An 18,946-nucleotide genomic window follows, 5' to 3' on the forward strand; every position below is an offset into this window, starting at 1 on the left:
CCGTCAACGAACTAGGGCTGGATTAGAACGAGTAGGAGATGTTGCCGCTGAGGAAGTCGCGATCAGCCAGCAAGTTATTGTCGCCGCCGCCCCAGTACTGCACCCACTGCAGGCCTCCCTTCCAGCGCTCGCGATAATTGAACAGCAGCGAGCTGGTCAGCGACTTGCGCCCCTCGATGAAAGGCAGTGCGTTCGGTGTGGTGCCATTGACGTCATGGCTGAAGTCCAGCTGCGGGGTAACTGTGATGCCGCTGCCGAACAGGTTCGGGTAGTTGATGCCGATCTCGGCCACGTAGCCCCAGGAAGTCTTGTCAGGCAGCGAATAGTCCGACAGGAAGTACGGGGTCTCGCCAGAGGTGTCTAGGCCCGGGTAGTGGGCTACCGCCGCTTCGGCCAGGATGAAGCCGTCGGAAGCGCCCAGGCTGGAGGGAATGAAGCCCAGGGTATCGTTGGCGGAGAAGGTGTAGATGGCATTGACGTCCACCTGCCACTTCTTCTCCTCGACGTAGCCGTTGTGCACACCGGTGTCGAATACGCTGTGCTTGTTGAAGGAACCCGTGAAGGCCCGACCAAATGGCACGGTCGGGTCGATGCCGACGCTGTCGTTGGGCCGGTAGGACAGCTCACCAGCCACAGCCACTGGGCCGACCATGGTGTTCATCGACAGGCCAAACAAGTCTTTGTCTTCGCCATAATTGATGAAATAGTTGTCCGTCCGCAAAGCATCCGGATCGGTTACGGCGGTGTAACCGACGAAGGGCAGCTTGTCGTGGTAGCGCTGGTAGAAGACACCGATCTCGGCGCCTATTTCTTCCGCGGTCCAGCGCAGAGCCACGCCGTACTGGCCGTCGTCATCTGCCTCGCGCTCGCCGCCGTAAGGAACTGCCAAGCCGTTGGCTACCAGGGTGTCGTCGTCCAGCCCACTTAGCAGCGGCTCGCCGCAATGACCGGTGGGCGTGCTTGCAGCGCAGGTGCCAGCCCCCAGGAAGCCGTCGACGTAATTGCTGGAATAGTAGATCGGCCGGCGACCCTCGCCAACCACATCCATGTTCGAGTAATAGGTGCCCACCGGATCGAGTCCATAGGCATTCCACTTGAACTGGTAGTAAGCCTCCAGACTCAAGGTCTCGGTCAGCCCCAGGTTGAATGAAGCCATCGGGGCGGGGATGAACACCTCCTTCAACTGGGTACCCGGGGTGTGGTACTTGGGCAGGCTGAGGGCATTGATCTGATTGATGCCGCCGATGATGAAGATTTCCTCGCCCCAACTGATGACCTGATTGCCAACCTTGACCTTGCCCGGCATCTCACCAAGGTCGAAGCTCTTGGCCACCCACAAATCGAGTAAGTCGAGGCGCTCGGTCGCGTCGCGGTCGGCCTGATCGTCCAGCTCGGTGCGGCGGGTGTTGTCCATCTTGAAGTCTTTGGCCCAGGCGACTCGCCCCAAGGCGCTCCAGCCGTCGCCGAACTTCAGGCTCAGCTCATGAGTACCCTTGAGCACCTCGGAGAACACGTCATGTTTGTGGTAGTTGAGGTTGCCGTCATCGCCGTTGGAATAGTTGATATCAGCGTTGGCGTAGCCGTTTCCCTTGGCCAGGTTGTAGTACTGACCGAGCCCGGTATTGGTGCCATCGTTGCAGCCGCCACTATCGCCACCGACCAGATGGCAGTTCGGCGACTCCAGGCGTGTGGCTAAGCCGTAGCCCAAGGTGGAATCGAAACTGCCTGATAGGCCCTCCTCGGAGCCAAACATGAAGGCGTGGCTCGGCTGCATCCACAGCAGGCCCGAGGCCGCCATCACCGCGAGTCCCAACAGGTTGCGAGCACTCAGGAGCCCATCCGGCGCCGCGGCGCGACTTTTCTTATTATCATTCATCTGGGTGTACTCCGAGAGGATCAGCGTTCACCGCGACGGCGCAGTTCGTTGGAATTGAACATCTTGTCGACTACGCGCCCTTCGAGGCCCGCAGTCATGTCCAGCACTTCACCTTCTTGGGTGAAGGCGTCTGCGAAGTAGCGCCGGGCGATCAAGTCGTAACTGACGTATTCAAAGCTGGTGCAGGCTTGGATTTCCGGGTCAGCCCAGAGACTGCCTTCCTGCACACGCCAGAGATTGCCCTTGGCGTCATACATGTCGACGTGCAGGACGACCCAACTGTCTTCGTCGATGAAGAACACACGCTTGGCAAAGGAGTGACGCTTGTCCGTCTTAACGGTCGCCTCCACCACCCAGACACGATGCCGCTCGTATCGCTGTACGTCGCGATTCAGGTAATCCTGACCGATCAGATCCTGGTACTTGTTGGACTTGTCGATCAACTTGTAGGAGTTGTACGGCACCACCATCTCTTTCTTGCCCACCAGCTTGAAGTCGTAACGGTCCAGGGCTCCGGTGAACATGTTGATCTGGTCGACGAAGTACAGGCTGTCGGTGGCGGCAATCGGATTGTCATAGGCGAAGGATGGCGCCCGACGCACACGACGCTGGCCGGGGAAATAAATCCACGCGTCCTGAGGCTTATCCAGCTGGGCGTGAACAAGATACAACTCCCCCGCACGAGAGGATGGAGTCAGTACGTCGTAAAGCAGCTTCGCCTCGACACCCCCCGCGTCAAGCGGCGTTTTCACGGCAGGATCGTTGTAGGGGTAATACTCGCTCGCCCATTGCTTACCCTCGTAGAGAGCGCCGTCCTTTTCACGCATCAAATACGAATACTGGGCGCGACGCCCCATTGCCATATAACGCAGTTTGTTATTCCACATCACCTCGATGCCACTCTGCGGCAACGGGAACGGCACCGCCGCACCAACCGCCTGCTCAAGACGCCAGCCGTCGCTCCCTATCTTGCTCTGCCCGGCGAACTCCTTGGTACGCTGGGCGACTTCGGCGGGAATGGCACAGCTGCGGCGGCTAGGGTAGACATCCAGTCGGTAGCCTGGATAATTCTTGATCAGCTCAACCTGACCGGCCGGCAGTTGCGCTTGATGCTGGGCCAGGTTCCCCGCATCGATTGAGTACAGCGGCTTGTCAGCAGCAAAAGGATCGCCATGCCCTGGCGACCATCCAGCCGGAACCTGGGTCAGACCGCCGTCCCATGCCGGAATGCTGCCATCCGCGTTTCCGGCCCTCTCGGCACCGACAGGGGTAAGCTCGCTTCCAAGCTTGTCCACATTAACTGCTGAGGCGGCCTGCAAGCTGCCAGCCCCGAACAGCGCGCACAGTGCGGCGCCCAACAAAGAAAGAGGGAAGGTTTTCATGGAGCTCTCCTAAGTTTTTCTTATAGTGTGCCCAAAGCACGTCTTGCGATCGGTGTGCAACTGATCAACCTGCGAGCGGTATGTGAGACATGGGAACGGGACGCCGTGGCGTCCCCGGCGGCGGTGCGGTAAAACCAGGTTCGCGATCAACAACACTGACACCTCTCATATTCTTCTTATTTGAGTCGGCGTCTTGAACTCCGCGTGGAAGATGGCTGGTCAAAAAATTTAGCCAGATGTTTCAAACGCGCCTGGCCGATAAAGTATTCAATGTAAGAGGTGGTGGCTTGACTGCGCATGACAGAGTCGTTGACATCTGACGTCAATCAACAATGATGCAAAATTGAATAGGCGGACGCACTGGCGAAATAGCCTCGCCCCAAAGCCCATTGACTCCCGACCATCAATTCACGGCAAGGCCGTCCTAATTGAGTTTGAAATCGAGGTCACCTGTTCAACATTGTGCTGTTCGTATTAATGACCGTGCGCAAGTGGCTGTAAATCGACTACGGCAACACAACGGCTTCAGCCTTGACGGTGGTTATTGCGCCCCAGCAGCCAGGCGATCAGCGTCATCAGCAGGGCCAAGGCGGTCAGCGCGGCGAACGGCAGGCGATAGCTACCGGACAAATCGCGCACCAGTCCGGTAAGAATCGGGGTCAGACACGCCAAGCCGTAACCGGTGCACAGCATCATCGCGGTCCAGCGACTGACCGCCAGCGGCGAACCGGCTTCGTAAAGCGGTAGCACCAGCGACAGGGCGAAGGATCCGCCGAGGCCGAAGCCGATCAGCAGCGCCCACAGTTGGGGCGCGACGGTTGGAGCAAAGCTGATCATTGCCAGGCACAGGCTGGTCAGCGCACCGCAGGCCAGCAGCAACGAATAGCGGGCACCGAAACGCTGCGCCAGCCAGGGCAGCACGAAGGAACTGGGCAGGCCCATTAGCATCGAGATACTCATCAGCAGGTTGCTGCGCAACAGACTCAGCCCGGCTTCGTGGTAGCGCGCCACTCCCCAAGTGGCCAGGGCGTAAAACAACCCTGCCTGCAGAGCGAAGAAAAGGCTGATCAGCCAAGCGCGCGGTTGCCGCCAGGGCAGGCCTGCACTCTGCTCCTGCATCTCGTCGGCACCGAGCCGGTTGGGTAGGCAAAGCCAGAGCAACACACCGAACACCGCCGGCACGGCCCAGACCGCCAGGCCAAGATTCCAGGCATCGCCGAACAGCGCAGTGGCCGGCGCGGTAAGTACCGCACCGCCGGCACCACCGATAGCCATGCCGAGGGAATACCAGCCCACCACCTGGTCCATCTGGGCAGCGAAATAACGTTTGATAAACCCCGACAGCAACGGGCCGGCCACGGCGATGGCAGTACCGAGGGCGATCGCGCTGCCCATCAGCACCGCACTCTGCTGCGCGCCCAGACGCGTCAGCAGGGCCAGGGCGACCAGCCCCAAACATAGCGCTATGGCGCGCTCCAAGCCCCAGCGCAACGCCAGCCGCGGTGCCAGCGGAGCGAGCAGGCCCATGCACAACACCGGCAGCGCGGTGGCCAGGCTTATGAAGCTGCGACTCAACGACAGTTCGGTGGCGATCCGCTCAATCAGGGGGGCAAGGGAGGTAATACCGGGCCGCAGATTGATCGCCGCCAGCACCAAGGCCACCAGCAGCAGGACCCGGGGAATTGGTTTCACAAATTATCCTTTAGTAAGTATTTTCAGAATTAGTCATCGGCACTGAAATTTTCCGAGACCTGAGATGGCAGATCGAAAACTAACGCGAACAAAAACTGGCTGCGCGTCCAACGTGATTCCGACCATAAACCCAACAAGGTGGAGTCGCTGAAATGACCCTGCATCCAAAGCTTAGAGGCAGGTTGTATGGGCAGCTTTGATGACATCAGAGCAGCGGAGAGATTGCCGTGGCCAAAGCACTGCTATTGGCTACGGAAGGACTTGTGGATGCGGTAGGGTCCGGCAACGCATTTACGCACCTACAACCAGCCATCGAGCAGGCTAACCATTCTATCGTTATCGGTCGCAGAAACTTACAGTTCAGCAACATCCTCGGGGCCCGAAGTCCGTCCACTCAAATGACCGAAACAACCGTGTCGAATCAAAAAAACGGAGGACGCTAAAGCCTGATCATTCTAAAAGGCTATAACACGAGAAATACGTAAAAATCTGACTCATAAGCGATTGACCGGGATAGAACGATTAACCTCATCATCACTCCCCCTGCATAACCATCACCCATTAGAATATCCAACGCCTACCACAGCATGAGCATCGCTATATTCTATTAAATTAGCAATGTTTGAAAACAGGCTTCCTCTTAGCAAGAAACGCAGCCATGCCCTCTTTCTGGTCCTCCAAGGCAAATGAAGAGTGGAACACACGCCGCTCGAATAACAAACCCTCTGTAAGGCTGGACTCGAATGCGCGATTCACGGACTCCTTAATCATCATTGTGATAGGCAGCGAGAAACTGGCAATTGCCTGGGCTGCGGTTAATGCCTCATCAAGCAGACGTTCGACAGGCACAACGCGTGCGACAAGCCCTGATCTTTCCGCTTCAAATGCGTCCATGGTCCGAGCCGTTAGACACAAGTCCATAGCTTTAGCCTTACCCAGTGCACGAGGTAGCCGTTGAGTACCGCCTGCCCCGGGGAGCACACCAAGTCTGACCTCGGGCTGCCCGAACTTGGCGTTCTCTGCAGCAAAAATCATGTCGCACATCATTGCAAGCTCACAACCACCGCCCAATGCGAACCCTGCGACCGCGGCAATAACTGGCTTACGAGACCTTTTAATTCTCTCCCAGTTGGTGGTCACAAAATCACTTTTATAGGCATACATATAATCAAATGACTTCATAAAATCGACATCAGCACCGGCAGCAAATGCTTTATCACTGCCCGTCAGAACAATACAACCTATATCCTCATCAGCTTCAAAAACATCGACAGCAGCAGAGATCCCATTAATCACTTCATCATTCAACGCATTAAGGACATCAGGCCGATTAATTCTAATCAACCCCACACGTCCAAAAACCTCAGTAACAACTGACTTTTGATCCAGCATGCCATTCCCCATAACATTAATCAGACTTAGATAAACGAACTAAAATACCCAATGACTACCCGAAACCTTATGAGCGAAATCGATAAATCTTGACAAGCACATAATGCTTCCAGGAAGACCAATAATGGCCCACCTGAAATTAATCAACCGAAAAACGTGAAAATTAGTACACGTAAAAGCCACGGCCTGTTTTGCGCCCGAGATAACCCGCTTCAACCATCTCTACAAGAAGTGGCGCGGGGCGGTACTTGGGATCTTTGAAAGATTCAAATAGAACCTGCATCACCGCCAATTCAACATCAAGCCCGATCATATCGCACAGTGCTAACGGACCAATCGGGTGATTGGCACCCAGCTTCATTGCCTCATCAATTTGCTCAGCCGACGCAAGATTCTCGCTTAATGCAAACACGGCCTCGTTAATCATTGGACAAAGCAAGCGATTCACAACAAAACCTGGACTATTTCGTACTTTAACCGGCGTCTTGCCCACCTCTTTAGCCAAAGCTTCCATCGAGGCAAAGGTTGCGTCGCTGGTTTGAAGCCCGCAAATAACTTCAACGAGCGCCATAACTGGAACCGGATTGAAAAAATGAAGCCCTACGACTCGTTCCGGCCGCGAAGTGACCGAGGCCAAATGAGTAATTGAGATCGATGAAGTGTTAGATGCCAAGATTGCATCAGGGCGGACGATAGCATCCAGTTTAGCGAGCAGGTCCAGTTTCAATTCAAGATTTTCGGTTGCCGCTTCAATGACAACGTCGCACTCAGCCAGGGTGCTCAGGTCTACACCTGTTTGAATTCTCGAAAGAGCCTGCTCTTTTTGCTGCTCAGTAATTTTCTCCTTACTGACCAACCGCCCCAGGCTCTTACTAACAGTATTAACTGCTCGCTCTAACGCAGCAGGCGAGATGTCAATCATGATGACATCAAATCCATTGACTGCAAAAACCTGACTGATACCATTCCCCATGGTACCCGCTCCAAGCACCCCAATTTTCTGCTTTTTCATACTGATTCCTTACGATAATAATCAAATGCCTTCAAGGCGCTCTACATCAAATATTTTTTGCTGCACATTTTAAATTCTTCGGTCCCCGCACATCGCAACAGCTCAAATAGAGCCATTTCGCGAGTAATCATATGCACACCGGCCGATTCCATGCGCTGCAGCGCCACAATCTTATCGGTCTCAGATCTAGACTCAACGGCATCAACAACTAAGAAGACTTGCTTACCCGCTGCGACAAGATCCAGAGCCGTCAGCATTACGCATGCATGGGTTTCGATACCACATATAACCCACTGTTCGTGCGAGCCATACTTTTCCGTGAATACACCCTCATCCTCAACACAAGAAAAGTAGCTCTTAGAAATGACATTTGGCGTGCCAGCGCAATCAAGTAACTCTTGGCTCACCGGCCCCAACCCTTTGGGATAGTGAGCAGAGAACTGCACAGGGACCTTGAGATCCTCAAACAAATCAACCAACCACTTACAACGCTGTAAGGTTTCTTCGTGAGCGGAGATCAACTGCAACACCTTGGGCTGCATATCAATTACCAGCAAAGCAGCTTTAGCTCTATCAATTTTCAACGCTATGTTTCCCTTTCAATTTTGATCCAACCTCGTTACGACGCCGCAACTGCGCTGCCACCACTAGCTTCTGAATTTCATCCGCCACAGATAGCGCACCACTTTCCGCGTACGCCAAGTGATTGGAGTCAATTTCACGCAACTTATACATATAATTAACCATGAGACCATATGATTGCCGAAGGCCTGCTTTAGAACTATCAGCCAACCAATTTATCCGCCCTAAACTAGCTCCGTTGGAAAAGTGAAACCGCGCCACAGGGTCGACAGGAATTCCCTTCTTATTTTCCTGCGCAAGGTAATAAGCGCACTCACTTAGCAACCATTCTTTCAACTGAAGTTGTACGGGTCGATCACTCTCAAACTCCGCGTTCAAATGACGGCGAATCGCCTCTGAACTTGTCTCACCGTCGCCCAACAGCTTATTTGCCAACTCAGCAGGAAGCGCACCTGAACATTCCAGCCGTTTATCCAACCAGCGGGCAAATCCGGGAACAGGCGACAAAGTTGCGAAATTTTGCAACTTAGGAAATTCATACAGCAACTGCTCGACTACCCGCTTTATGAGAAACTCGCCCATACTAACGCCACGTAGTCCAACCTGTGCGTTCGAGATCGAATAGAAGATCGCGGTGTCAGCAGTTTCGGGATCCAAGGTCGGGTAATTTTCATCAAGTAATGCCTGAACACTGGTAGCGATACCCTGAACCAAGGCTACCTCAACGAATATGAGCGGTTCCTCGGGCATCCGCCCATGAAAGAAAGCATAACATCGCCGATCCGAATCGACGCGATTGCGCAAGTCGCCCCACGATTTAATCTCATGCACGGCTTCATATCTTATTAATTTTTCAAGCAAGGACGCCGGAGAACTCCAACCAATCCTCTTTAACTCCAAAAAACCGATGTCGAACCAACTTGTAAATAGACGCAGCAGATCTTGATTGAGTCCAATAAATTCTCCATCCCGCCCCAAACGAAGCAGTTCGGATCGAATACTGACCAACTCATGCACCCCATTTGGAAGCAGATTAAATTGGCGAAGAATTCGAGCACGTGGACTTTCAAGATTATTCAATAGCAAGCCAGCGGCGCGTGACTTCAACCGGCTGTCTGCAGCATTTAAATAAGTATCTATCGATCGACGAACATTTTGTTCATCCACCTCAAATGAATCATTCAATATTGACAGAAATCGCTTGCGATCATCTCCTTCAGTTCTGAGATAAAACTCCAATGCACGCGCTGCTCTTTCGCGGGATCTTGCTTCCCCCCCTTTCTCTGATGCCATTTCGCGCAACAAGAGCTCGAGTGCGTCCCAGTCATTTATCTGCAGAGGCTCTTGCTTTGTATAAGCAGAAGTATCTTTCCCGAGTAAGCGCTTCAAAAGCTGGAAAATCGAGACTTTTTTGAAGTTCATGATTGGTGACTCAGTATCGGAAGACATTTCATACTCCTCGAACCGATCGCGCTTAATTCTTCGCGCCAGGATCAGGCTCAGACTTAACGATGATAAAACCCGAACCCCATCCGAAAACACCCATGCAGATCCCTGTGCTTTTGACAATTAATGGCCGTCTAGTTGGCCCGCGGACACGCAGGGATAGGCACTCGAAAAGACCTATGAATGATTTATACTGTCAATAGAAACGCAGCCGCGCATATGCTCGGAGCGCCGAAGCATTTTTTTGGCTCCAGGCGACGCTGGAAAACAGTTCTCTACCGCCCACCTCACAAGGCAGATACGGCATAACCGTTCGCGCTCCGCCCTCACAGCGGGCCAGTAGCGAGCGCCCTACTATACGACCCGGCGTCGTTGACTTCCAAACGCTGCTTTGAGTCGCTTTCCTGATGCCTAATCTAGAGGAGTGAGATTGAAATATTTTGCTCTGCGGGCCATAAATTGTGCAGAATACGCCAAGAGTTGAGGATTCCTTAACGAAATTCTGAAAGCCCGCCTTGTTCAAAGTGGCAGGTCGGTAGGCCCCATGGCTATTGGGCAATATTTCGAACGAGGGCTTTTCAGCCCCTCTTTATGGGGGCGTCGTTGATCGTCTAGAAAGGAATATTTGCTATGCAGGTAAAGTCCACAAACCGGTCCTCAACATCCCAGACGCCATTAACGATTTCTGGACATTTTTTAGAGGGCATGCTGAGAAAAATTCGAACTGTTCGTGGTGACGCTGCGGTAGCAAATATTCTACGCAGTTCTAATATTCCTGATGCATTTCTCCGCCAGCCTGACCTACGAATCAGCCGTGTTCAATTTGTTGCTGCTTACAAAGCCAATGTAGCTGAATTGGACGACGAAATGCATGGGCTTTGGTCTCGACCGATTCGCGGAGGGACGTTAAAATACATGATGCTAAGCTTGTTAGATGGTGCAAACGTGGCGATTGTTCTTAATCGATTCGCGCGTTTCTGGAATTTAATTCTAGACGATTATAAACTGTCTCTGATCCGCGAGCAGGGCAGAATGGGTATCGTTCTCCAGCCCCGAACGAAGGGTGGAGAGGTCAACATTCTAGGCCACGAACTCATACTAAAACTTGTGCATGGCATTGTTAGCTGGTTGCTTAATACGGAAATTGAGTTACACGGTGTTGAGTTTGCATTCCCGAGACCAACGCACTGGACCGACTATGCTTTTCTGTACCCTGGCCCTGTGAGCTTTAACGCGGAATGTAGCGCAATCTGGATTGATTCAAGTTACGGGCTTGCGAGCTTCCGCCGCACCCGCGTAGAACTCTGGACCTTCTTACGGCGCGCCCCAGAAGATTGGGCATTCACAACAGTGAATATCGGCTTACTCAGCACTAGAGTTAGGCAGCACCTTGCGGCATCGGAAATACCATCAGCTGATATCGACGAGATCTCTTCTATTTTAGGGCTTTCTATTCGCTCACTCACTCGCAAGCTCAAAGCCGAGGGCACCAGTTTCAGAATCATTCGTGATGATCTACGGCGTGACTTAGCCGTTCAATTATTAACACAATCCCGTATTTCAGTGGACGGCGTCGCAGCGCTTGTGGGCTTTGAAAATACAGCCGCATTTTGCCGTGCGTTTCGAAGCTGGATGCAAGTAAGTCCTGGGGCGTACAGGAACCGAAACTTTTAAAATCTCCTACAGTATCAAAGTTACTGTAGGAGATTTACGAATGGCCTGGGGTAGTCATGCTTTTCTGGCTGACTGCGCCGCTACTGTTTATTGCGGGGCGGCTCCACCAAAATGAATCAGATCATTCGCTCATTGCTGGGTGTTTAGCCGCCATGGAACCCTTGCAGCTGCCCAGATTCCAAGCGCACCTCTTGTTTCCCTCAGTAACTGTGGACGCGCCATCCACAGGCTCAAGGTGCAGATAGCGTCACCCGCTGAGCGGTGCTCTCACCAGCCCACGAAAAAAATTCTGGGCTGCCTGGCGCCTCCCTTTCGGCGGGGCGCCTAGCCGGGCTCTGTAACTTTATCCAATGCACGCCTCGACGAATCCGTAAAGACACCAGCCGTCAACGCCCAGAATCGATCCGCGGTCCCAAGATCAAGCTGCAGTATTGAGCTGCTCGAGAATGTCCATGCGATCGAAGTGAGCACGCTTTTCGATGATTTTCCCGTCGGCGATGGTCAACAGCATCATGAGCGAGAAGTGCGCGCCCCCCCTCTTCGTCTCATAGCCTTCCAATACCCCGCTCTGCCGCCCCTCAAATGTCATGTAGGCCGCTACCTGGTCGCCCTCAGCCAGTAGGGTTTCAATTTTGAAGATAAATCCTTCGAAGGCAGCAAAATTTTTCTTTTCCGACTGGATGAAGCCTTCTGATCCGAAAATAGGGGTGTCCACCTGCAGGTAGAACTTGAAGTCCTTATGGCATAGGCTGGCCACGACTTCGAAGTCCTCGCGCTGAATGGCAGCATAGAATTGACGGACGATTGCCTTGTTTGCTTCGACTGACATGTTTTCTCTCTCTTTGAGTGGGTGTGGATGGATAGGGAAATTCGACTTAGAGGCTGTAGACTTCTCCGTCCTCAGGTATCAGCAGGCGGTCGGTCATGCCTTTTTCAGCGGAGAATTCGTGAAGCTCTTCACGGGTAAGGACTGCGTGATTCACCGACTCCATATGGGTCGCAATGAGCGTCGCCTTGGGCGCGGCCTGGTAGACCTCGTAAACATCCTGCTTGCCCATGATGATCGGACCGAGGCCCGTGACCTGGGCGTCGCCCGCATTGAGAATCGCGACATCGGGGTCATGCTCTTTTAAGCTGGCATGGACATACTGGTTCCAAACAGTGTCGCCGGCGATATAGAGGGTCTTTTCCTTGGGGTGCTTGAACACGACACCACAAACCTCACCCAGTACAGTCCCTATTGCCTCGATTGCAGCATCCGAACCATGCTGCCCTAAGGTCTGAACCAATGAGATGCCATTGAAGTTGGCACCTTGCAATAGACGAACGTCAGTGAAGCCCTGAGACTTGATCAGCTCGCGATCCTGCTCGTGCTGGGTAAAGAGTGGCAGATGTTTCGGCAGCAGGGTCTTAGCAGCCTCGTCCCAATGATCGGGATGGGTGTGGGTAACGATGACCGCATCCACATTGAGAATCTCGTCCATTGGTACAGGCAGATCGACTGTCGGATTGAACAGGTGGTTGTTCGGCGTTCCCTCGAACCCAGGATAGGCTCCCCGCCTCGCGAGCAGCGGATCGATCAGAAACTTCGTTTGCGCATACTCGATGATCAGAGTGGCGTTGCGAATCTGCTGAATCTTCATTGAGATCTTCTCGTTTCTGGTTATTTTTTCATTAGGGACCTTTCGGTCCATATTGGGTAAAAAAATGCTATTCAGCAGTTATCAGTCAAGATGGGAAAGCAGCAGATCCAACGCACCATCGAGCTCGGCTTGCCCATACCCGGTGCGCGCCATTACTTGGAGACCGGGGAAGGCAAGAACCAAAAGACGGGCTAACTCTCGACCATTTCTGCTACTCGTCAGTGAGCCGTCCCTCTGCCCTCGCTCGATCACACTGGTCAGCGCATCTTCAATATGGCGGAAGTCCTCCATGACTCGCGCCCGGATCTCTGGATCATGTGGAGCCATCTCAACGCCTTGATTGATGCTCATGCAACCACGTGCCGATTCGAGCGTCCCAAGGTTGGCAAAAAGCATACGGAAGAACTCCTCAATGGCCTGACGAGCATGCCCACGCCCCAGGACTCGGCGCATGTCCTTTCCCCTATCATTCCGATAGGTGTCGAACGCGCTAATGAACAACTCACGCTTCCCACCAAATGTGCCATACAGGCTGCTCTTGCTCAGCCCTGTGGCTTTGAGCAAATCGATCATCGAGGTCGCCTCATAGCCCTTGTGCCAGAACACGACCATGGCCTGGTACAAGGCTTCGGCGGTGTTGAATTCTTGCGGTCTCGCCATGATCAGTACGGGCTCCGAAGCGCCGGGGATACTGTGTGTCGATCTATCGCGCCATACTGATCTGGGCCGTCGCTGATGCGGGTGAGGAAGCTCGCCACACAGAGCTCGCCATTGCCCGAAAAGCAGTCAGCGCCTAGCCATTGGTTCTTCAGGCCGCTAACGGAGAACCACCCAGAAGCGTCTTCTACAGCGCCCCCATTATCGATTTTGTTTCGACGAACTCATCAAACCCAGAAGCGCCCCATTCTCGACCATTCCCAGACTGCTTATATCCTCCAAACGGCGCATGAATATCCGTTGGGGCACCGCAAATATGAACCATCCCAGTCCGCATGCGCTTTGCAACCGCTTGTGCATGCAATGGATTGGATGAGTGAACATACCCAGAAAGTCCGTAGATCGAGTCATTAGCGAGATTAATGGCTTCCTCTTCATTCTCATACGCAATCACCACAAGAACTGGCCCGAAAATTTCCTCTTGAGCAATTCGCATTTCGTTCTTCACATCCGTAAACACAGTCGGTGAAATATAAAACCCCTCAGTGAGATTTGCTATTTCGTCGCTGCCGCCCACAAGCAGTTTTGCGCCTTCATCAATTCCTATTTTAATCAGCTTGCGCACCTGATTATATTGGCGCTCGTTTGCAATTGGCCCCATTGTTGTATCCGAATCCAGGGGATCACCCACTTTAATTTCGGAGCACACTTCAATGATGAGTCGTTCAACCTCGGCCAGACGAGCACTGGGGACAAGCATTCTTGATGGTGCAGTACAGGACTGCCCGGAATTAGACATCATATGTAAAACACCATGTCGAATCGCTTGCTGAAAGTCCGCATCTGGCAAAATTATGTTTGCTGACTTACCGCCTAACTCCAGAGACATCCTCTTAACGGTATCAGCCCCAGCCTGAGTTAGACTCGCGCCGGCTTGGGTAGAGCCTGTCAATGACACCATGTCAATCATCGGATGAGATGCCAACAACTGCCCAAGTTTGCGCCCTTCCCCATTCAGCATGTTAAACACGCCCGGGGGGACTTGCGCGGCCTCCAGAATTTCCGCAAGGATTACGGCCGAGTATGGGGCATTCTGACTTGGTTTGAGCACCATGGTGCAACCAACTGCTAAAGCAGGAGCCACTTTGCATGCAATCTGATTCATCGGCCAGTTCCACGGTGTGATCAAAGAGCAAACACCTATGGGTTCTTTTGTGACAAGCGTTGTCCCGCGCTTGATTTGAAAGCTATATTTCTTGAGCGTCTCCAAGGCCGCCTGAAAATGCCAAAGCCCAATAGACGATTGGAGTGGACGCGAGAGGTGGTGCAAAGGGGCACCCATCTCAAGCGTAATTGCTTCGGCCAAGTCTTGTAAGCGGCTTTCGTATACTGCGCAGATCCGCTCCAACAGTGAAATCCTAAACTCAATTGTGCTTATTGAGTATTCAGGAAAAGCATTAAACGCCGCGTTTATCGCTATCTCTACATCAGCATCCGTTGCAAAGGCAACTGAACCGGATACCTGACCATTTGCCGGATTAATAATATCATGCAATATGGACTCACCCTGCGGCGAGCGCCAAGTGCCGTTAATGAAGAATTTTTGAAGATTTTCAATTTGCAAGTGCATCGACACTCTCCGAAATTGGGCAGTAAGCCAACCCTACCTAACGCCACCCACGAAAGCTTGTCAGCTCGCGACTAGAACATTGACATTAGGCGCCAACTGACAACGCCTCAATCCGCGCCTGCTGGCGGTACTGTTGAGGTGTAATCTGCATCCAGCGCCGAAACGCACGACTGAAGGAGCTAGCCTCCGTATAACCCAGCAAAAGGGCGATATCGGTCAAGCTGTAGTCAGTACGAGAAACATAGTTTTCCGCCAACGAACGGCGCACGACCTCCACCAACTGGCTGAAATCTAAAGCATGGTCAGCCAAGCGCCGTTGTAGGGTTCGCACCCCCATATTCATGGTAACGGCCACCTGTTCGATGCTTGGGGAACCGCGACTTAAGCTGTCAGCGATGTGCCGCAACAGCCCATGAAGCAAATCACTAGATCCTGCCCGCTTTATCCGCTGCTGCTCAAGAAAAGCCTCGAGCGCCTGAAAAAGACGATGCTCGGAAGTGCGAACCGGCATATCAAGAAAATCTTCATTGAAGTACAGGCGATTGTCGGCTTGATTGAAGAGTACTGGGCACTCGAACAGTTCGTTATAAATAGACAGATCCGCTGGAGCGCCATGCTCGAACTCCACACGCACCGGAGACAAATTGGCACACTCGGTAATTTCTCGAATAATGCTGAGCCCGCAGGCGACAGAAAATTCGGCATCCTGCCGACACTGAATTATGAGTGGATCGGTAATCTGATAAACAATCCCTACCGACCTGCCAGCCATTTCCACCTGAATGCGGCATCCCTGTGTTAGCACTTCAATAAAATGACTCATGCAATGCAGCGCAAGTTGCATTGTTGGTGCGCAGCGCACCGCATATCCCCAAACACCGAGCTCATGACACTTAGTGCGCAGACCGACCTGAAGGCCAATACTTGGGGAAACCTCCCTTCCTAAAATTTCCCATAATTCAACATACTGCGACAGAGGTATCTCTAAACCTGGCGTGTGCAAAACCTCTTGATTCAGCCCCGCCGCAGCCAGATAAGGAGAAAACAGCGTAGCGTTTCGCGCAAAAAAACTTTCGGCGTAGATGGTATGGCTACTATGTAAAGTCATACTTGCCCCACTTCAACTATTCATTAATATTATTATGACCTTCAAATCCGCACAGCATGAGCATTATTCTTAAAAAACCTTAAAGTAAAAAAAAAGCACATATATGCATAAAAAGTCAGCTGTTATGCCGAAACCGCCAAGTTGAGGCTCAGGCTGTGGCCAAGGCCATAAAATCCGCTTAACATCCGCATCAGAACCTTTAGAAAACCCAAGCCAACAAACAATCAAGTCAAGATCCTCCATACCGGAACCTTCAACGGAAGTAACCATGCCTTCAATATTCGAGCTTACCGATACCGCCCAGCTGACAAAATCACCATTTACAGCAAACAGAAATACTGTGTTACTTACCCCGCCTTGGACCGTCGGTCATCCTACAAAATCACTCGATTTTCGCCGCGCCTACTTAGCTCAAAGTTTTTTTGAGTCCTTAAATCGAGAAGCCCATCGTTTAGTGCTTGAAGGTAGCACACCAACCGAAGTAGATGCCGTATTGACGTTATCAAAATCAAATATGGGGATTTTAGAGTCGAACGACCACTTCGGCATTGATCTACTTTTCTGGAGTCGCAGTAAAAAGCGTATGCACCTGAAAAACGATTTAAGCTATTTCGTGCTAAGTGATGAATTATTTAAACTGGGTCGCTACGGCAAAAAAACTGGAAGGGGATTCTATCGTTATGAGAGCACCAAACACGAAGACCCTGAGGTTCCACATATTGCGGCCATGCTCGCTCACGAAATAGAGGTGCCATACCGCAACAACATAACTGTGCAGGAAATTCGAGAGCGCCTTTTGCTCACCCTAATAATCGAAGGCATCAATCTAATTAACGAGCTCCCGCTCATCAGCGTTTATGATATCGTCCTTGTGTTCACTCAGGAATTCCAGTTTTCATTTAATGATGGAGAGCCTACGAACAGCCCAACCGCATTGGACTCGCAATACATTGCGAGTAGAATTGATCATTACAAAGGCAGCTTGGGCTCCTACGGAGCGACATGGTTTCAGACTCATTCAGCACTCGTGCACGTACTGATACGTCAAATAGTAGACAACATTATTTCCTCAGCAAAAGGCTAAATCACCAAGCACCCATATCACAGCCCCTGATCAGCCGGCACAATTTGCTCGTCGCGTATAAAATACTCGACGCATAAAAGAACTCAAATACATTGCGCCCCATCAAAGTAACTGATTCAAAGCTCAGCCGCAGGCAAGCCGTTAGCTCAGTTAGTTGACGGCCTAGCATGTGCTAAAGGCGCAGCTCGCTAAGTTCAACGAAAGGAAAGCCTTTGCGATGTTTCCGGCGCTGGCTGGTGGAGCGATCCTTCTCCTGGCTGGAATAATCGTGCCTACGATTGTAAAAATCCGAGTGCAAGCTTATTACCAGCTTGCAGCTTATTGACGTAGCGCTCCTTGCGCTGCCATTCAAATTTTCATCAAAAGCCACGTAGAGACAATCACCAATCCCAGAGGAGTCCGACGCCAAGCCTTGGACATATCGCTTGATAAATGATTCACTCACGAGCGCAATCACAAACCGCTCTAGTGCCGAATATTATTCGGCACATTTAACCACCAGTAACGTTCATAAACCTAATAACTTGTACATGCTGAGAGCTTTCAAAGCCATGTTTGGCCGGCTTTAACTTCATTGCCTCTATGATTTTTGACCTCATCGCGTCTTCACTATACCTAGCACCCCGCAAAACACCTTTAAGATCAATAGCATTATCCTCCCCCAGGCACAGAACCAGCTTCCCATCCGCAGTTACACGCACACGATTGCACTCATTGCAAAAATTACGACTATGAGGAGAAATAAATCCGATACGACTTTCAAAACCTTTCACTTGGTAATATTTTGAAGGCCCACCAGTTCGTTCAGTGACTGGCGATAATTCCAGCTTATCGCTTAAACGCTCCAACACCTCATGGCTGGTGCATAAAGTCTTAGCTCTATCATGGCTCCCCACTGCCCCCAACGGCATTTCCTCTATAAAGCTAATGTCCAAGCCCCGTTCAAGTGCGTATATAGCCAATTCGTAAACTTCATCATTATTTATGCCTTTTTGGATCACACTGTTGATTTTTATTCGCTCAAACCCGACTGACCTGGCTTTCTCTATTCCCTCAAGTACTTTAATTAAGCTATCTCTTCGGGCCAGCAAGGCGAAACGCTCTCGATGCAGTGAATCAAGACTTACATTTAATCTTCGAACTCCCGAACGGCGCAGTTCTTCAGCGCGCCCTACCAACTGCGAGCCATTGGTAGTAATTGACAGATCATCTAATTCGCTGCGCTCGCCTAATTTGTACAGTAACGTGAGTAAATCTTTTCTGACTAGCGGTTCGCCGCCAGTGATTCGAATCCGCCGCACACCAAGCCCAATAAACGTATTGGCGATTTGATATAGTTCATCAATGCTTAGCAACTCATCGCGAGCATTAAAGCGCATATTTTCAGGCATACAATATACGCAACGAAAGTCACATCGATCTGTTACCGACAACCTCAAATAATCTATTCTACGACCAAACGGATCGACCAACTCGCCATCACTCATAAGCACCTCCACTTTTATCAGGTTAAATCAATGGTGATCCAATACCGCTCTCAACATTAACCGAGAACGTCTGCGCTCGCAGTAAGCCACATGCACAAGATATCAAGACTTTACATAGCCTTTCACTGCCACAAAGCCTGATTTGGCCATTTGATAATTTCGGTAGCCTGCTTCGTAAAGTACGACCCATGCAGGGCTAGACTAATACTCATCTGCTGATGGGAATCACTTTGCTGCAAGCTCCAGGTTTGCTGCCTATACGCAACCTCATAATTCCACCA

15 protein-coding genes are annotated in these 18,946 nt (G+C 51.7%); 2 read left to right on the forward strand and 13 right to left on the reverse strand.

From position 1 onward, the window contains the following. Positions 1-22: 22 nt before the first annotated feature. From JUI81_RS02320 to JUI81_RS02350, 7 genes are all read right to left on the reverse strand, one after another. Entirely contained in the window at positions 23-1,876 is a 1,854-nt protein-coding gene (locus JUI81_RS02320; protein ID WP_204123599.1) for a DUF1302 domain-containing protein, read from the reverse strand. Positions 1,877-1,896: 20 nt separating this feature from the next. Continuing rightward, the gene (locus tag JUI81_RS02325; RefSeq protein WP_204123600.1) at positions 1,897-3,258 is read right to left on the reverse strand and encodes a DUF1329 domain-containing protein; all 1,362 of its coding nucleotides are present in this window, start codon (positions 3,256-3,258) and stop codon (positions 1,897-1,899) included. A gap of 525 nt (positions 3,259-3,783) precedes the next feature. Beyond that, the gene (locus JUI81_RS02330; RefSeq protein WP_204123601.1) at positions 3,784-4,950 is read right to left on the reverse strand and encodes a CynX/NimT family MFS transporter; all 1,167 of its coding nucleotides are present in this window, start codon (positions 4,948-4,950) and stop codon (positions 3,784-3,786) included. 612 nt (positions 4,951-5,562) lie between these two features. Beyond that, entirely contained in the window at positions 5,563-6,342 is a 780-nt protein-coding gene (locus tag JUI81_RS02335; protein WP_374707252.1) for an enoyl-CoA hydratase, read from the reverse strand. 163 nt (positions 6,343-6,505) lie between these two features. Then, positions 6,506-7,354, reverse strand: coding sequence for a 3-hydroxybutyryl-CoA dehydrogenase (locus JUI81_RS02340; RefSeq protein WP_204123602.1), 849 nt, complete (start codon positions 7,352-7,354; stop codon positions 6,506-6,508). A gap of 41 nt (positions 7,355-7,395) precedes the next feature. Next, on the reverse strand, positions 7,396-7,938 hold the full coding sequence (locus tag JUI81_RS02345) for an isochorismatase family protein (RefSeq protein ID WP_204123603.1): 543 nt from the start codon (positions 7,936-7,938) through the stop codon (positions 7,396-7,398). Further along, positions 7,928-9,385, reverse strand: a complete 1,458-nt coding sequence (locus JUI81_RS02350; protein WP_204123604.1) for a malonyl-CoA decarboxylase domain-containing protein — start codon at positions 9,383-9,385, stop codon at positions 7,928-7,930. Before JUI81_RS02350 ends, JUI81_RS02345 begins: the two co-directional genes overlap by 11 nt. A gap of 627 nt (positions 9,386-10,012) precedes the next feature. On the opposite strand from JUI81_RS02350, the gene JUI81_RS02355 reads away from it, so the two are divergent. Continuing rightward, on the forward strand, positions 10,013-11,056 hold the full coding sequence (locus JUI81_RS02355) for an AraC family transcriptional regulator (protein WP_204123605.1): 1,044 nt from the start codon (positions 10,013-10,015) through the stop codon (positions 11,054-11,056). 418 nt (positions 11,057-11,474) lie between these two features. Here JUI81_RS02355 and JUI81_RS02360 read toward each other — a convergent pair whose 3' ends face one another. The 5 genes from JUI81_RS02360 to JUI81_RS02380 all read right to left on the reverse strand — a co-directional run bounded on the left by JUI81_RS02360 (position 11,475) and on the right by JUI81_RS02380 (position 16,094). Further along, positions 11,475-11,885 carry an ester cyclase gene (locus JUI81_RS02360; protein ID WP_204123606.1) on the reverse strand — a complete coding sequence of 137 codons (411 nt, stop codon included), beginning with the start codon at positions 11,883-11,885 and terminating at the stop codon, positions 11,475-11,477. 46 nt (positions 11,886-11,931) lie between these two features. Beyond that, the gene (locus tag JUI81_RS02365) at positions 11,932-12,699 is read right to left on the reverse strand and encodes an MBL fold metallo-hydrolase (RefSeq protein ID WP_204123607.1); all 768 of its coding nucleotides are present in this window, start codon (positions 12,697-12,699) and stop codon (positions 11,932-11,934) included. Between the two features lie 81 nt (positions 12,700-12,780). After that, on the reverse strand, positions 12,781-13,359 hold the full coding sequence (locus JUI81_RS02370) for a TetR/AcrR family transcriptional regulator (protein WP_204123608.1): 579 nt from the start codon (positions 13,357-13,359) through the stop codon (positions 12,781-12,783). Between the two features lie 184 nt (positions 13,360-13,543). Beyond that, on the reverse strand, positions 13,544-14,986 hold the full coding sequence (locus JUI81_RS02375; RefSeq protein ID WP_239077652.1) for an aldehyde dehydrogenase family protein: 1,443 nt from the start codon (positions 14,984-14,986) through the stop codon (positions 13,544-13,546). 85 nt (positions 14,987-15,071) lie between these two features. Beyond that, a complete protein-coding gene (locus JUI81_RS02380; protein WP_204123609.1) occupies positions 15,072-16,094 on the reverse strand; it encodes an AraC family transcriptional regulator in 1,023 nt (340 codons plus the stop codon). 268 nt (positions 16,095-16,362) lie between these two features. Here JUI81_RS02380 and JUI81_RS02385 point away from each other — a divergent pair, with 268 nt between their 5' ends. Next, the gene (locus JUI81_RS02385) at positions 16,363-17,178 is read left to right on the forward strand and encodes a 3-hydroxyacyl-CoA dehydrogenase family protein (RefSeq protein WP_204123610.1); all 816 of its coding nucleotides are present in this window, start codon (positions 16,363-16,365) and stop codon (positions 17,176-17,178) included. Between the two features lie 491 nt (positions 17,179-17,669). Here the strand turns inward: JUI81_RS02385 and moaA are convergent, their stop codons facing one another. Then, entirely contained in the window at positions 17,670-18,665 is a 996-nt protein-coding gene (gene moaA / locus JUI81_RS02390; protein ID WP_204123611.1) for a GTP 3',8-cyclase MoaA, read from the reverse strand. Between the last annotated feature and the right edge of the window lie 281 nt (positions 18,666-18,946).

This window comes from Pseudomonas sp. 008, assembly GCF_016861935.1.
GTDB lineage: Bacteria > Pseudomonadota > Gammaproteobacteria > Pseudomonadales > Pseudomonadaceae > Aquipseudomonas.

What these genes read in the sequence shown, in the direction of transcription:
- JUI81_RS02320 (WP_204123599.1), bottom strand. Translation starts at nt 1,876, where the DNA reads ATGAATGATAATAAGAAAAGTCGCGCCGCGGCGCCGGATGGGCTCCTG.
- JUI81_RS02325 (WP_204123600.1), bottom strand. Translation starts at nt 3,258, where the DNA reads ATGAAAACCTTCCCTCTTTCTTTGTTGGGCGCCGCACTGTGCGCGCTG.
- JUI81_RS02335 (WP_374707252.1), bottom strand. Translation starts at nt 6,342, where the DNA reads ATGCTGGATCAAAAGTCAGTTGTTACTGAGGTTTTTGGACGTGTGGGG.
- JUI81_RS02340 (WP_204123602.1), bottom strand. Translation starts at nt 7,354, where the DNA reads ATGAAAAAGCAGAAAATTGGGGTGCTTGGAGCGGGTACCATGGGGAAT.
- JUI81_RS02350 (WP_204123604.1), bottom strand. Translation starts at nt 9,385, where the DNA reads ATGTCTTCCGATACTGAGTCACCAATCATGAACTTCAAAAAAGTCTCG.
- JUI81_RS02355 (WP_204123605.1), top strand. Translation starts at nt 10,013, where the DNA reads ATGCAGGTAAAGTCCACAAACCGGTCCTCAACATCCCAGACGCCATTA.
- JUI81_RS02360 (WP_204123606.1), bottom strand. Translation starts at nt 11,885, where the DNA reads ATGTCAGTCGAAGCAAACAAGGCAATCGTCCGTCAATTCTATGCTGCC.
- JUI81_RS02365 (WP_204123607.1), bottom strand. Translation starts at nt 12,699, where the DNA reads ATGAAGATTCAGCAGATTCGCAACGCCACTCTGATCATCGAGTATGCG.
- JUI81_RS02370 (WP_204123608.1), bottom strand. Translation starts at nt 13,359, where the DNA reads ATGGCGAGACCGCAAGAATTCAACACCGCCGAAGCCTTGTACCAGGCC.
- JUI81_RS02375 (WP_239077652.1), bottom strand. Translation starts at nt 14,986, where the DNA reads ATGCACTTGCAAATTGAAAATCTTCAAAAATTCTTCATTAACGGCACT.
- JUI81_RS02380 (WP_204123609.1), bottom strand. Translation starts at nt 16,094, where the DNA reads ATGACTTTACATAGTAGCCATACCATCTACGCCGAAAGTTTTTTTGCG.
- JUI81_RS02385 (WP_204123610.1), top strand. Translation starts at nt 16,363, where the DNA reads ATGCCTTCAATATTCGAGCTTACCGATACCGCCCAGCTGACAAAATCA.
- moaA (WP_204123611.1), bottom strand. Translation starts at nt 18,665, where the DNA reads ATGAGTGATGGCGAGTTGGTCGATCCGTTTGGTCGTAGAATAGATTAT.